The 14,059-nt window shown below is 38.5% G+C and carries 16 protein-coding genes; 7 read left to right on the top strand and 9 right to left on the bottom strand.

Annotation, left to right across the window (positions count from 1 at the left end; all coding sequences use genetic code 11):
• Window positions 1–8 precede the first annotated feature (8 nt).
• The 3 genes from OB69_RS15770 to OB69_RS15760 are packed head-to-tail and all read right to left on the bottom strand — an operon-like array spanning window position 9 to window position 1,851.
• A complete protein-coding gene (locus OB69_RS15770) occupies window positions 9–947 on the bottom strand; it encodes an SRPBCC family protein (RefSeq protein WP_053224712.1) in 939 nt (312 codons plus the stop codon).
• Window positions 948–985: 38 nt separating this feature from the next.
• Window positions 986–1,354, bottom strand: a complete 369-nt coding sequence (locus tag OB69_RS15765; protein WP_053224711.1) for a hypothetical protein — start codon at window positions 1,352–1,354, stop codon at window positions 986–988.
• On the bottom strand, window positions 1,351–1,851 hold the full coding sequence (locus tag OB69_RS15760; protein ID WP_053224710.1) for a GbsR/MarR family transcriptional regulator: 501 nt from the start codon (window positions 1,849–1,851) through the stop codon (window positions 1,351–1,353). Before OB69_RS15760 ends, OB69_RS15765 begins: the two co-directional genes overlap by 4 nt.
• A 146-nt stretch (window positions 1,852–1,997) precedes the next feature.
• Between OB69_RS15760 and OB69_RS15755 the strand changes: the two genes are divergently transcribed.
• From OB69_RS15755 to OB69_RS15725, 7 genes are all read left to right on the top strand, one after another.
• Window positions 1,998–3,266 carry a chloride channel protein gene (locus OB69_RS15755; RefSeq protein ID WP_053224709.1) on the top strand — a complete coding sequence of 423 codons (1,269 nt, stop codon included), beginning with the start codon at window positions 1,998–2,000 and terminating at the stop codon, window positions 3,264–3,266.
• Between the two features lie 91 nt (window positions 3,267–3,357).
• Window positions 3,358–3,654, top strand: a complete 297-nt coding sequence (locus OB69_RS15750) for a hypothetical protein (RefSeq protein WP_053224708.1) — start codon at window positions 3,358–3,360, stop codon at window positions 3,652–3,654.
• Between the two features lie 46 nt (window positions 3,655–3,700).
• On the top strand, window positions 3,701–4,276 hold the full coding sequence (locus OB69_RS15745; protein WP_053224707.1) for a TMEM175 family protein: 576 nt from the start codon (window positions 3,701–3,703) through the stop codon (window positions 4,274–4,276).
• 40 nt (window positions 4,277–4,316) lie between these two features.
• Window positions 4,317–4,847, top strand: coding sequence for an NADPH-dependent FMN reductase (locus tag OB69_RS15740; RefSeq protein WP_053224706.1), 531 nt, complete (start codon window positions 4,317–4,319; stop codon window positions 4,845–4,847).
• Between the two features lie 113 nt (window positions 4,848–4,960).
• Window positions 4,961–5,194, top strand: a complete 234-nt coding sequence (locus tag OB69_RS15735; RefSeq protein ID WP_053224705.1) for a thioredoxin — start codon at window positions 4,961–4,963, stop codon at window positions 5,192–5,194.
• A 77-nt stretch (window positions 5,195–5,271) separates the two neighbouring features.
• On the top strand, window positions 5,272–5,538 hold the full coding sequence (locus tag OB69_RS15730; RefSeq protein ID WP_053224704.1) for a DUF2024 family protein: 267 nt from the start codon (window positions 5,272–5,274) through the stop codon (window positions 5,536–5,538).
• 65 nt (window positions 5,539–5,603) lie between these two features.
• A complete protein-coding gene (locus tag OB69_RS15725) occupies window positions 5,604–6,182 on the top strand; it encodes a MarR family winged helix-turn-helix transcriptional regulator (protein ID WP_053224703.1) in 579 nt (192 codons plus the stop codon).
• Here OB69_RS15725 and OB69_RS15720 read toward each other — a convergent pair.
• From OB69_RS15720 to OB69_RS15695, 6 genes are all read right to left on the bottom strand, one after another.
• The gene (locus OB69_RS15720) at window positions 6,179–6,718 is read right to left on the bottom strand and encodes a DUF1684 domain-containing protein (protein WP_221404888.1); all 540 of its coding nucleotides are present in this window, start codon (window positions 6,716–6,718) and stop codon (window positions 6,179–6,181) included. The two genes, OB69_RS15725 and OB69_RS15720, sit on opposite strands and share 4 nt — an antisense overlap.
• A 221-nt stretch (window positions 6,719–6,939) precedes the next feature.
• Window positions 6,940–8,196: an RNA polymerase sigma factor gene (locus OB69_RS15715; protein WP_053224701.1), complete on the bottom strand. Its 1,257-nt coding sequence runs from the start codon at window positions 8,194–8,196 to the stop codon at window positions 6,940–6,942.
• Between the two features lie 77 nt (window positions 8,197–8,273).
• Window positions 8,274–10,319 (bottom strand): M16 family metallopeptidase, encoded by a 2,046-nt coding sequence (locus OB69_RS15710; protein WP_053224700.1) that lies wholly within the window; start codon window positions 10,317–10,319, stop codon window positions 8,274–8,276.
• Window positions 10,316–11,683, bottom strand: coding sequence for a M16 family metallopeptidase (locus OB69_RS15705; RefSeq protein WP_053224699.1), 1,368 nt, complete (start codon window positions 11,681–11,683; stop codon window positions 10,316–10,318). The genes OB69_RS15710 and OB69_RS15705 overlap by 4 nt, the downstream gene beginning before the upstream one ends.
• Window positions 11,684–11,793: 110 nt before the next feature.
• Window positions 11,794–12,789, bottom strand: coding sequence for an adenosine kinase (locus OB69_RS15700; protein WP_053224698.1), 996 nt, complete (start codon window positions 12,787–12,789; stop codon window positions 11,794–11,796).
• A gap of 9 nt (window positions 12,790–12,798) precedes the next feature.
• Window positions 12,799–13,968: a hypothetical protein gene (locus tag OB69_RS15695; protein WP_053224697.1), complete on the bottom strand. Its 1,170-nt coding sequence runs from the start codon at window positions 13,966–13,968 to the stop codon at window positions 12,799–12,801.
• Window positions 13,969–14,059 lie beyond the last annotated feature (91 nt).

Raw genomic sequence — 14,059 nt, 5'->3', positions numbered from 1 at the left:
GTTTAATATTAGAAATCACTGTTCATTGTATTTTGAAGATTACTCAAGTCTCTTTCGAGATTAGAAAACACGAACTCATGTTCTTGCTGAATTCCTATTCTCTCCAAAGGCTCCCAGTAAACCCTTGGGTAGAGTTCCGATGTGTAAGTTGTAATTCTGGTCATCTTGCAGCTGTCAAGCCCTATTTGCTCAAAAAGATAAATGGCCTCTTCGAAACCCAACCAGTTTCTCCCAGTAAGTTCATAATCAATCACATCCATTCTTAAGACTTCTCCCCTTTTGAATTCCGTAACTCTTTCTATAATTCTACCTCCTTCGAAATAGCAAATGCGCAAGGCTCCCACTTCTTCCTTTTCCAGAATACATTTATGAGGCACTGGTAAATCGAGCTTCATTAAAAATGGTTTTTCAGCAATAAGTGTATCGACAGACTTAATGGCATCGAAAACCTGATTGGGCGTATAGGGCAAAATGATCTCGGTACTTACTTCTATCACTTCCCTTTTGTTATCGCTTAGTGAGTTTTCAATTGGAACAGCCAAGAGGAAAAGAACTAGCGGAATAACAGTAACTCGTAAATTGACCTCACCTTTAATTTCCTTAAACCGTTTTATCAAATGGCTAATAATAGCTCCAAGAAAAAAGAAAGGTGCTAAAATTGGTAAACACATTACTACACACAGAACTCCTTCTAGACCAAAGAAGATTAGACTAAACAGAAATACAATGAAGGTGATTATAAAGCCAGGTATGGATGTTTTTCTATTAGGAAGAACCCCAATTGCTGCTCCTAATACAATAGGAAAAAACACAAAAATAGCCCAACCATAAACTGCCCAACCAAAGTGAAGAAAGGCAAAGCCAACCGTTAAAAAAACAAAGCTTAAGATTATGGAAACACGAAAACTTCGATCTTTCCAAATGTTATAGAATTTTATATTTTTCATAGTTTCAATAATTTATGAAAGATATTGGTTAAATTTTTTTATCGTTTGAAGGTATACCAATTGATATTAACCAATTGAATCATACCTATTATAATGCCTATTACAATGATGTAAACAACATCAGATAGCCAAATTGGTACAAAGAAAGCTATAAGATAGGTTAAAGTAGTAACCCAATAGATCTTCATATTCCTTTTAAACCACTCAGGTTTAAGCTCCCATTTTAAGGAAAGATAAACAGAGTAGGCAACCATCATAATGCTAAAGCCTGTCAAAAACATTAGCCCAAGAATGGAATTGTTAAGACCACTTTCGCCTGTCTTCAAAAAATAACCATCAATCAAGAGTCCTACCATAAACAAGAACATTATATCAAGTATAATAACTACAAGTTCTGAGTTCCTCATTTCATTAACCTCATCAAAACCTGAAAGAACCAGTTCTTATCTGAGCGTATAAACTTATCTAGCGCGCCATCCATTTGCTTGGTAAAACCTTCCAAGTCTTTGGTCACAGTTTTGAAATGGGCAACCTCAGAGGTATCTCCTTCTACTTGCTGCATTTCTTCCAACACACGCATCACTGGCTCAATCTCGCGTCTTCTACGCTCTCTAGACACTTGGCGTGCTAGCTCTAGCACATCCTTACCTGTAGTGAAATACTCTTTACGTTCTCCTGGCTTATATGCTTTAGACACAATCCCCCAATCCATCAAGGCCCTGATATTCATATTGGCATTCCCTCTAGAAATTTGAAGTTGTTCCATAACCTCTTCTGTAGAAAGCGCTTCTTCAGAAATTAATAATAAAGCATGAATTTGCCCCATGGCTTTGTTTATTCCCCAAGCAGATCCCAGAGTACCCCAAGCTTGAATAAATTTCTCTTTTCCTTCATCGTAATGCATGCTCAAATGTAATACAATTTATTTAACTTTCAATAATTATTGAAAATTAAGATTTTTGACACATCACGGGAAAAACTAAAATCAAATGACCTCATTGAAAACTAAACCAATTAATTTGCGAGCATCATCTTTATAGAGCGGTAAAAGTGAAACTAAAGAGAAAACGAAAGCTTGTTACTTATCTAAATATACTGGATCAACCTATTCGGTTTAATCCTTTTGTATTTAGCCGTACTTTCTTACTCTGGGCTTTTCTTGGCCTTATAGGAGGTTTGATTGCTGGATTATACTGGATTACGCTGGAGTTCCTCACCCATGAAATCTCACTTTTTGAAGGTTGGTTGGTAATTCCCGTAATGGCCACCTGTGGTTTATTAGCTGGTTTAGTCATTCATTTTATTGGCGACCCTGGAGAAATTCATTTGATCGTTAACAATATTCGGTTTAATAAAGGAAAGCTAGACCCCAAGAATAACCCCTCCATGATATTATCATCACTTTTGTGTGTCGCTTCTGGCGGAAGCCTTGGCCCAGAAGCACCATTAGTGCAAGTAACAGGTTCTACTGGCAGTTGGCTTGGCAAGGTGTTTCGTTTAAAGGGAGAAGAACTTAGGTCACTCAGTATTGCCGGAATGGCCTCGAGTTTTACAGCCCTATTTGGGGCGCCATTGGGTGGAAGTTTGTTTTCATTAGAGATTCTCCACCACAAACATGCGGTTGAATACTATAAGGCTATTATTCCAGCTTTGGTGGCCAGTTGCTTTAGTTATGTAGTTTTTGCTTTGGTAATTCAATTAGGACTTGGTAGCACTTGGAATTTATCGGCTTATGAGTACTCAGGTGTTTTTGATTTCGCCTATGCAGTACTCTTTGCAATAGTGGCTACAGCGGTGGGTTGGGGCTTTATCTATTGCACAAAATTCTTTAAATCACTTTTTGAAAAAAGAAGATTACCGATATACATCAAAACTTTAATCGGAGGACTTTTACTTGGGGTTATCTCCTTCTATTTACCTCTGACCCGGTATTTTGGGCATCACGAAATCAATCTACTCTTGACGGAAAACCTTTCACTCAAATTATTAGTAGCCATTTTAGTGTTTAAAATAATAGCTATAGCAGTTACTGTGACTTCAGGTTGGAGAGGCGGATTCATTATTCCTTTATTCTTTGTAGGAGCCACATTGGGCCTCATTATACACCAGTTGTTTCCAGGCCTTAGTCTTACTTTGACGATTATTAGTTGTATGGCTGCCATTAACGCATGTGTTACCCGTACACCAATGAGTACCACCATTCTTTTGGCTACCCTCACTGGTTTTGGTTATTTCATCCCCATTCTATTTGCCAGTTTAACAGGCTATTTCCTTTCTCCAAGAATTCCTTTTATCAGTTCGCAAATGGAAAAAGAATAATATCTTATTCTCTATAAACCCCATTGCGCTTAAGCTCATAGAGTGGTAACTTTAATCATTGTAAAGCAAACCTTTATTAAACGATTAAAACATGGAAGCCTACGAAACATTAACAGAAGGAATAAATGCTTTGCGTAAACAAGGCTATACCGAAGATTTCAACCTTAAATACAACTGTCTGATTTGCGGGGAAGACGATTATGAAATTCTCCATGATCAATTTCAAGTTGATAAATCTTTTAGGTTTGATGTCGATGAAGACCCCTCAGATCAAGCTGTGCTTTATGCCATTTCATCGGAAGACCATCAACGTAAAGGAATTTTAGTGAACAGTTATGGCATTTATTCGGATCCCATTGCCAACGAAATGCTGGACAAGTTAAAGTAAGCGTGTATATTGTTCTGCTCAATATAAAGCAGAAAACTATAAGCATATGACCACCAACCGACTTGAAGCCTTTAGCGATGGCGTAATGGCCATTATCATCACCATTTTTGTATTGGAAATGGAAGTACCAGAAGGCGCTGATTTAGAAAGTTTAAACCACGTATTGCCTACATTCTTAACTTACGTGCTCAGTTTTGTCTATATCGGTATTTATTGGAACAATCACCATCATTTATGGCAAGCCGTTGAAAGGGTAAGTGGAAAAGTACTCTGGGCAAACCTCCACCTGTTGTTTTGGCTATCTCTACTCCCTTTCGCTACAGGCTGGATGGGGCAAAATCACTTTGCGGAAATACCAGTAGCGCTTTATGGCGTTGTTTTATTGATGGCTAGTGTAGCCTGGTATATATTAGGGCAAAAAGTGGTAAAAAATGAGGGCACCGAATCTAAAGTGGGTAAAGCGTATCAAAAAGATCGCAAAACCAAGTTATCAATGCTCATTTATACAACTGCCGTTGCTATTGCGTTTTTTCAACCTATAGTAAGCTGCGCCATTTACATTCTACTTGCTGCTGCTTGGTTTATTCCCGACAGAAGAATAGAAAAAGCCCTAGAAAATTAAGGCTTCAAAACAACTCACATTAAATACAGCTTTAAACAGTATGAAGAAAATAGTCGCGTTTGCAGGCAGTAATAGCAGTACATCCATCAATAAGCAATTAGTAGAATTTGCACTTACGTATTTCGAAGATTTTGAAATCATGTTATTGGATCTTAATGATTTTGAAATGCCTATGTTTTCGGTAGACCGAGAAAAAGAAAAAGGATATCCTGACACAACTTATAAGTTCAGAGCGGCAATGGAACAAGCCGATGCTATTATTTGCTCTTTGGCAGAACACAACAGAAACTATACAGCAGTATTCAAAAACACCATTGATTGGTGCAGCAGAATAGACATTAATATTTTTGGAGACAAACCTATGTTATTGATGAGCACTTCCCCAGGCGGATACGGTGCTGGAAATGCCATGAGCTCGGGAAAAATCCTCTTACCTCGCTGCGGTGCCGAAATCATCGAAACCTTTTCACTCCCTTCTTTCAATCAAAATTTCTCTGAGGGGAAGATCTCGAACGAAGTATTAAAAACTGAATTAGAAGAGAAAATTTCTGCCTTTAAAAACAAACTATAAGCCTGTAGCTTCAAAGCCTTGGTGTATAAAAATAATGAGAATGATTTAATTAGTTAGGATTCCTTACTATATTTGAGCCGACAATATTGTCATTCACAAAATTTTATCAAACCATGTCAAAATCAATTTTCTATCACGCTGGCTGCCCTGTATGTATTAGCGCAGAGCAAGACATTGTCGATCTCATTGGGAAATCGCAAGTAGAGATCGTTCATTTAGGTGAAGCCAAAAACAGAATAGACGAAGCTGAGAAAGCTGGAGTTAAATCAGTTCCAGCTTTACTTACTCCAAATGGCAATGTTCTACATCTCAATTTTGGAGCATCTATGGCCGATGTTAAAGGCTAAAATTTGATCTTTAAAGTTAGGAGTCCTTATTTAAAAATACTCCTAGCTTTATTTAACTCATCATAAAACACATACAAATGAAAATAGCAGTTTGGGACACCTATGTGAAACGTGCAGATGGAATGACCATGCACTTTGATATCCTTGTTGACAGTACTCTACAAGACGCTGAAAAAGTATTTCAATTTGGACAAGCTTATTTAGACACCAAGTCTTTTGACACAGAAAAATTAACTTCTAAGGAGTGTACTTTTTGCCATATAGAGTACCCAACAGATGCCTTAAAGCATGAAATAGAAACTGTAGGCTTTTCAATTTTAGAAATGGAAAATTGTGATGAGTAGCTTTCTCAACTAATTAGGATGACTAACTTTGTTGGTGTTACATAAATTGCCATGCCAGTCTTTCTATGAGTAAAGAGTTGAACCATAACATTGTTATTGCCCTTGAAAGAATTTCAGAAGCTTTTAAGACTTTACTATGGGACAAGGCCAAACTGTATGGGCTAAGCCCTATTCAAATTCAGGTGCTACTTTTTGTTGCACATCACAAATCAGAGCTTAGCAACGTAAGCCATTTAGCCAAAGAGTTCAACCTAACAAAACCGACCATCAGCGATGCCGTCAAAGCCCTAAGCAGTAAGGGCTATATTGAAAAAGAACCGTCATCTGTTGATAGCCGAAGCTATACCTTGCTTCTTTCGGCAGATGGGCAGGCACTTATTCAAGCCTTGGACAGTTATTCTCAACCGTTAGAAAGAATTCTAAGTCATCAAGAAGAACAGAACCTCAACACGCTTTACGCTACGCTAACTAAACTGATATTTCAACTTAATAAAAATGGTGTTTTGAGTGTTCAGAGAACATGCTTTGGTTGTAAGTTTTATAGCAAAACAGAAAGCAACCATTTTTGCACATTCCTCCAAAAAGAACTTATTGATACAGAAATTAGGCTAGATTGCCCTGAGTTCGAGTCAGTAGAGAACTAATACCCCTTTACCCCAGCCTCCACAGCAATGGGTAAATGATTTGGTTCGGGCACCATCGGACATTCGTATTTATCGCTATAAGCGCAATATGGATTATAGAGTTTATTAAAGTCGATAACCCAATCTGTTCCTTCAGGAATACCTTCATAGTGTAAATAACGCCCAGCATCATAAGTGCTTTCACCAGTAGTTGCATCTATCAAAGGAAGAAATACATAGGTTTTTTGCCCTGGAATGGTGAACCTCTGAATTTGGAGGTAAGCCTCTAAAGTATAAGGTTTACCTTTTAACTCGAAATGAAGAATTCCGATGCGCTTATACAACTGCGTTGTTCCTTTGCTAGTATTTAGCGGAAATGGCTTTGAATCTGGAGTAGGTTCAAATCTAGCTTGTACCCTATAATCTTCATCAATAGAAAAAAAATCATGCCCCTTGAATTCCTTTCGTTCTTGGGCTGTCAAAGGCGATTTACTTGGGTTTAGAAACTCTGCGTTTTGCTCTTTTCGATACGCTTGAATTTCTTCAATGTAACTCACATTTTGAGCATTTATAGGTTCAAATGAAAACAAACACAAAAGAATAACAGACAGGAATAGGAAACGCATAAGCTTAGATTTCAATCAATACCACCCTCCCAAAATTGATACCAGAGTAGTTTTACGCTAAGGTAAACAAACATTCAGAATTACGTTTACGCAATTATACTTGTTTAATCCCCCACGGAGCAACGCTGAATAAAAAATTAAGAATGAATATGCTAAACAGATTGAATGGCCGCCCAATTGAGCAACTTTGCCTCTAAAAATTTCTTTTCCGTATTATTCTGTGCTTGGTTTATAGCCTTTTTTAGATGAAAAATAGCCTTCTCAAAATTTCCAACTTCGGCATACAGTTCAGCTTTTAAGGCTTGGAAAGATTGAACTTCTGAAAATTCACTTTCAATATCAGTCATGGCGTCTAAGGCCTTTTGAGCACCAAGCACTTTACTCATCACAAACACCCTGCTCATTTTCACTACGGGCGAAGGTTTCAGTTTTACTAACCCATCATACAGTTTAAAAATCACTTTCCAGTTGGTCTTTTCATAACTGGCCGCAACGGTATAATAGCTTGCAATTGCTGCTTCTAATTGATAAACAGAAGTATTTTCTGCTTTGCTGGATTCTTGCATAAACTTCCAGCCCCATTGAATATAATCGTCTCGGTACAGAGTTCGGTCTTGATGTTCTAATGTCAACAAGGATCCATCTTTCCCTATTCTAGCCGGAAACCGCGCTGCTTTAAAAAGCATCATGGCAATCAAGGCATTCAGTTCGCTGGTATGGCAATCTTTGGCATTGGTAAGGATAAAAGCCAATCGAATGGCCTCTTCACATAGCTCATAACGAATCAACTCATCACCCTCTGTAGCTTTATAGCCTTCATTAAACAAAAGATAAATTACTTGAAGGACTACTTCAAGTCTTTCATTTATGGCATCTCCTTCTGGAACTGAAAGTTCTCCTACTTCTGCCTTAAATTTCTGTTTGGCTCTAGTAATGGCCTTCTTGGCTGCATCCTCCTTCTTTAAAAGTGCTCTGGCAATTTCCTTCACACTGAGCCCGCAAAGTAGCTTTAAACTCAGCATCAATTGTTCTTGAAGTTTAATGGAAGGGTGACAGCAGGCGAAAATCATTCTCAACTGACCATCAACCAATTCTCCTTCTTCGAGCTCAAACTCAGAAGTAGCTTCCTCCTCACTTTCATTATGCGCCCCGTAAGCCACAGACTTATTCTGCCTTCTGAGTTGGTCGATCAACTGATTGTTTGCTACCCGATACAGCCATGCTGAAGGGTTTTCTGGCACAGGCTGAGAATTCCATAATTTGGCTGCTTTTAGTAGTGATTCCTGAACAGCATCTTCAATCTGATCAATCAAAGCCGATGAATATCGATTAGTGAAAAGCGACACCATTTTTGTATACTCTTGCCGAAAAAGGTGATCGAGTGTATTGTTGATTTCGGGCTTTGACATTGATGCAAAATAACGAAAAAAGCCATCCGTCAGACGACAGATGGCTTCTTGTTGAATTCTAATTGGTATATATGAAATTACTTAATCGCGAATTCGGAGTCTTGGATTCCTGTATTCACTTCTACTTTCATATCGGCTTCAATTGTTCCAAGACCTGGAATGGCCAGTTTAATTTTTTTAGGAAATTTAATACCTCCAACTTCCTGATATTCCATTATTTCTTGAGTTCCAGCAATAGATTCTTCTTTCACCACTAAACCTGTTTCTTTGCTAAAATACTTTTTGCTAGTTGCGCCAGAAGGTGATTTGATTGTCATCACATAGGTTTCTTTACCGTTTACGGTTTCTAGCCCAGTCATTTCTAAATTGTAGCCCGCCTTGAAATAAAATAATTCAGGGAACATAATTGCACCTTCCTTCATTCCGTCTAATTGCGGACCAGCAGGTATTTCTTGAGTTTGTCCTTGAACGGTAACCTTTACTTCTCCATTATTTACAATAGATTCCTGAAGGGTCATTCCACTAATTCCGGTAGATTGCTTGCTCATTGTATTACCTTTCTGCATTGTGGTAATTGTTAAAGTTTGCCCCTGAACAGAGGTAGTAATTACAGCCTTTACATCTTTAACGGACTCAAGTTTTTCAGCTCCTCCAATGGCTTCTACATACTTATCAATGATAGCCTTCGCATCTACCGATCCAACTGCGGCCTTCTGAGCTTCAGGGTCGACTACATTACCGTCAACATCGTAATAGGTAATTGGGCCAAACTGCTTCAATTTTGGAGCAATTTCTTCTGCTTTTCCTACCACAATAACATTGGCTTTATCAGGGCGAATATATTTCATTGCTACTTCTTGAATATCCTTGGCCGTGATAGCATCCAAACGTTTCAGGTAAGTTGCATAGTAATCTTCGGGAAGGTTATTCAGCTGAGTATTCAAAGCAAATTGAGCAACAGTACTTCTACTTTCTAAAGACCTTGCAAATGAACCTCTCAAGGAGTTTTTAGCTAAATCCAATTCTTCTTGGGTCACCAATTCAGTACGAATACGGTTCATTTCATTAAAGAATTCAACCAAAGCGCTGTCAGTCACTTCATTTCTAACGCTTGCATTGGCAGAGAAAGTAGCACTATATCTGCTAGAACCAATACTCGAGTAAGCACCATAGGTATAGCCTTTGTCTTCTCTTAAATTTGTAAACAAACGTGCAGATGCACTTCCGCCTAGTATCTGGTTAAGCACGCTCAACTTCGTTACATCGGTAGTCCCAGGCTTATTGTCAATTGGATAAGTAATGTTAATCACCGATTGCACCGCAGAAGCTTTATTTACAATATTAACGTTGGTTTTTGTTACTGAAGCGGGTTGTACAAAATTCTCAGGAGTGAAGTCACCTTCTTTCCAGTCAGAGAAATACTTCTTCGCAAGCTTCTGAGCATCCTTCTTTGATATATCACCCACAACCACCAAATAAGCAATATTAGGTTTGAAATACTTTTTGTAGTGATTTCGAACATCTTCAATAGTAATGTTGGCTACAGTTTCCTCTGTAGTCATTTCACCATATGTGTGCTCTTTGCCGTAGTTCACAATTGAACTAATGATACTAGAAATTGAATTTGGATCATCTTTAGCAGAAGCCAAACCCGTTATGGTTTGTTTCTTTACTTTCTCTAACTCATCTTCAGGAAAAGCTGGATTGTAAAGAATATCCGTCATTAATTTCAATACATCTTCTTTGTATTTAGAAAGTGAAAAAGCCGACATAGAAGTGGCTCCAGCATTTACGCTAGCTCCCATAAAGTCAATTTCTTCATCTAACACCTCTTTACTTTTAGAGGTTGTTCCCGCTCTCATCACTTGACCAAACATTCCTGCTAAGCCAGATTTATCTCCCTCGGTAATTGGTCCTGTGTTTAGCGAAAGCGTCCAAGCAACGGTAGGGAGCTTGTCGTTCTCCACCACAATTACCTTAAGTCCATTTTTCAATGTAAAGCTCTCGTAGTCTCCAATCTTAATTTCTCTTGCGGCTGCAGGTTCTGGTCTTTTCGACCTATCTACTTGGGCGAATGTGTTGACAGAGATCAACGCAAGTGCCATAATTAATAGCTTCTTCATTCTCTATTCCCTCCTTCTTTTTTGATTTTTGATTCCTCGGGTTTTTCTTGTTCAGATTTTGGTCGGTAGGTTAACACTACTTTATTTTCTGGTACAAGATATTTTTTAGCTACACGCTGTAAATCTTCTCTAGTCACCTTTTTATAGCGCTCTATTTCTGTATTGATTAAATCAGTATTTCCGAAATACACATGGTAATTGGCCAAACTCTCTGCAATTGACTGTACAGAACCGTATCCAGAAATAAAATTGTTTTCCACTTGATTTTTCACTTTTTGAAACTCTCTTTCTGGAATCAGTTCGCTCTTAGTCTGCTCGATCATGGCATCAACTTCGGCTTCCAAATCTTCAATGGCAACTCCTTGGTTTGGAATGGCAAAATTGATAAACAAGCCTCCACTTTCAAGACCTAAGGGAATAGACTGAACAGCCAAAGCCATACCTTTATTATCTACAATTTCTTTCTGGAATCTTGAACTCTGCCCGCCAGAAAGTAATGTGGTAAGCATTTGAAGCGCATAATAATCTTCTGTTCCTTGTGCTGGCATTCGGTAGCCCTGCACCAAAGCGGGTACTTGAATATTATCGAACACGGTCTCCTCTACTGTGCCTTCTAATTTTGGAGCTGTAATTTTAGGTCTAGGAATTTTTCTCGTTCCCTTCTTAATTTCTCCAAAGTATTTTTCTATCAACTTCTTTGCCTCAGCTATATCAATATCGCCAGCAATTGAAAGTGTAGCGTTATTCGGCACATAAAACGTTTCATAGAAGTCTACAAAATCTTGATCGGTGGCGGCATCGATATCTTCAAATGAGCCAATTGGCGCCCATTCATAGTTTGTGCCTCGATAAGCATTTTTAAGCATTACAGAAATCACAGAGCCGTAAGGTTGATTGTCTACTCTAAGTCGTTTTTCCTCTTTAACAACTTCCTTTTGTGTAGCAATTCCAGCAGAATCAATCTTTGCATGAAGCATTCTTTCAGACTCCATATACAAGCCAAGCTCTAACTGGTTTGAGGGTAAGGTTTCGAAATAATACGTTCTATCGTTCGATGTATTTGCGTTTAAACTTCCTCCGGCCGCTTCAATAATTTTAAAGTATTCTCCTCTTTTAAGGTTAGGCGAACCTTCAAACATTAAGTGTTCAAAGAAGTGAGCAAAGCCAGTTCTTCCTTTGGGCTCATTTTTAGAGCCTACATGATAAAGTACTGATACAGTAACGATAGGGGTGGAATTATCTTGATGAAGAATTACATGAAGTCCATTGTCCATGTCATACTCTTCAAATTCGATATTTTGGGCTTGAGACACATAAGTAGCCACTGCACAAAACACCAGAATCAGACTGATTTTTCTAAGCATAAGTATATAGGGTTTGTTTTGACTTCAAATTAAGCCAAAATATTTCTGTTCTTCTAATGCGAATGGCCAGCGGAAAGATATTCCGCTGGATGGGGAGTAAAAAGGGTGGGTTATTTTAAGCGCCTTAAAACTTCATGTACCTCTGGAGTTTTTAATCTTGGGCCATATTGGCTCACTATTCTTGAACTGGCCAAACTGGCTAATTTTCCGGCTTCAGCATACGACATTCCGTTGGTAATACCGTACAGAAAAGCCCCAGCGTACATATCTCCTGCTCCATTGGTATCGATGGCTTTTACATCATATGCTTCTATATCGATAAAAGTATCGCCATCGAAAATCATGGCTCCGTTTTTCCCTTGAGTAATCACAAACCTTCTGGCGTCTTTCTTCATGGCCTGACGGGCTTCTTCTAGGTTGTCTTTGCCAGTGTAAGTTTTGGCTTCTTCTTCGTTGCAGAAAATCAAATCTACCGAAGCACCAATTACTTCAGTAAACTGGGCTTTGAAAAATTTGGCGATAGAAGGGTCTGAAAGTGTAATCGAGGTTTTTACACGGTAATCTTCGGCTATTTTCTTGGCCTTCATCATGGCCTCTACTCCATTTGGAGAAGTGGTCAGATAACCTTCAAGGTAAATATATTGTGAATCTTTAATGGCATTTTCGTCCAGTTCTTTTACCGAAAAATTCGATGTAGCCCCCAAGAAAGTATTCATGGTTCTGTCGGCATCTGGCGTAATCATTACCAAACATTTTCCTGTAACTCCATCTTCTCTTTCTTGCTTGTCGAGGTTGGTATCTACGCCTGCCTCACGCATATCTTTCATGTAGAAATCACCAAATTCATCGTTGGCCACTTTGCATGAATAGAACGATTTTCCTCCAAACTGACTGATGGCAATCATAGAATTAGCCGCAGACCCTCCCGATTTACGTACTGTATCGGTTTGCATCATTGAGTTAATCAATCTGAACTGAGTTTCTTCGTCTACTAAGGTCATTAAGCCTTTTTCAACCTTATGTTCGGTTAAGAATTGTTCATCAATCTTGAACTCAAGGTCAACCAAGGCATTTCCAATGCCATATACATCGTACTTCTTTTTCATATACTATTATTATATAAAGGAAGCTCTTTTAAACTCCTTCGTTTCGTCAAATAATTTTCGGTAGGTAATGTGCGTTTTTGCAATTTCGGCACCGATTTGTTCTGCCACGCGCATCATTTTTGGATTGAAATCACCAATCCAGTTCATTTCTATATTTTCGTACTGAAACCCTTTTTTCCAAGCTAAGGTTTTTACAAATGAAACCACCAAACCTCCTTCAACGCCTTTCCGCTGATGGGTTGGTACTACTCCAAATACAATCCCCAAAGCCTTTTTGCATACACCTGTTTTGAGCATATACATGAACTTAATTTTCGACCATAAATTCCATTGGCCATTTAGGTGTTTATAAAGCTGGTTCAATTCTGGAATGGAAATGAAAAAAGCGACAGGTTCTCCTTTATAAAAAGCAAACCATACAATTTTAACATCAGTAATTGGTTTTAGCTGCTTAAAGATATTGTGTGCTTGCGCCTCGGTCATGGGTTTTACTCCATTGTGACCTGTCCAAGCTTCATTATAAACCTTTAAGAAGTACTTGTGAGCAATTTTGAATTCATCCTTTCTAATATGTCTGAATTCGTAGTCGGGGTTATCTAGGCTACTTTGAGCCTTTGCGTAAAAACGATCGTCAAGTTCTACTTGGCTGCCCACCGGTCGTTTGTAGGTAAACTGTTTGAAGTATTCTTTAAAACCGTAAGCCTCGAAAAGATCTTTGTAGTAGAGGAAATTATACGGCATTTGATAGTTAGGCTCTGAAAACCCATCGACTAAAAGACCCCACCAATTGTTACGGTCGCCAAAATTGATTGGCCCATCCATGGCTTCCATTCCTCGTTCTTCAAGCCATTTTTTGCCTGCATCAAAAAGCATAAATGCCGCAGCTTGATCATCGATGCATTCAAAAAAGCCAATTCCACCTGTAGGCTGCTCTTGTGCTTCGGCTACCTTTTTGATAATGAACGCTGCCAGCCTGCCAATGACTTCTCCTTTATCATTCTTTAAAATCCAGCGAATGGCTTCACCATTTCTATAGTTTTTGTTTTTACTGGGGTCGAAAACGGCCTTGATGTCCTTATCAAGAGGTCTAATCCAGTTTTTTTCATTTCTATAAAGCCTTACAGGCAATTGAATGAATTCTTTTTCGGAATGGCTGTCGGTAACTTCAAATAGTTGCATGTACGAAATTGGGCAGCCCAAAAATAATTAGATATACCCAACATCAAAATGTTATGCGCAGGCTTTTGATAAGAATGTGATCGAAGGCAAA

The organism is Roseivirga seohaensis subsp. aquiponti, assembly GCF_001267955.1.
Classification (GTDB): Bacteria; Bacteroidota; Bacteroidia; order Cytophagales; family Cyclobacteriaceae; genus Roseivirga; species Roseivirga seohaensis.
This window is presented reverse-complemented; position numbering and strand designations above follow the sequence as displayed.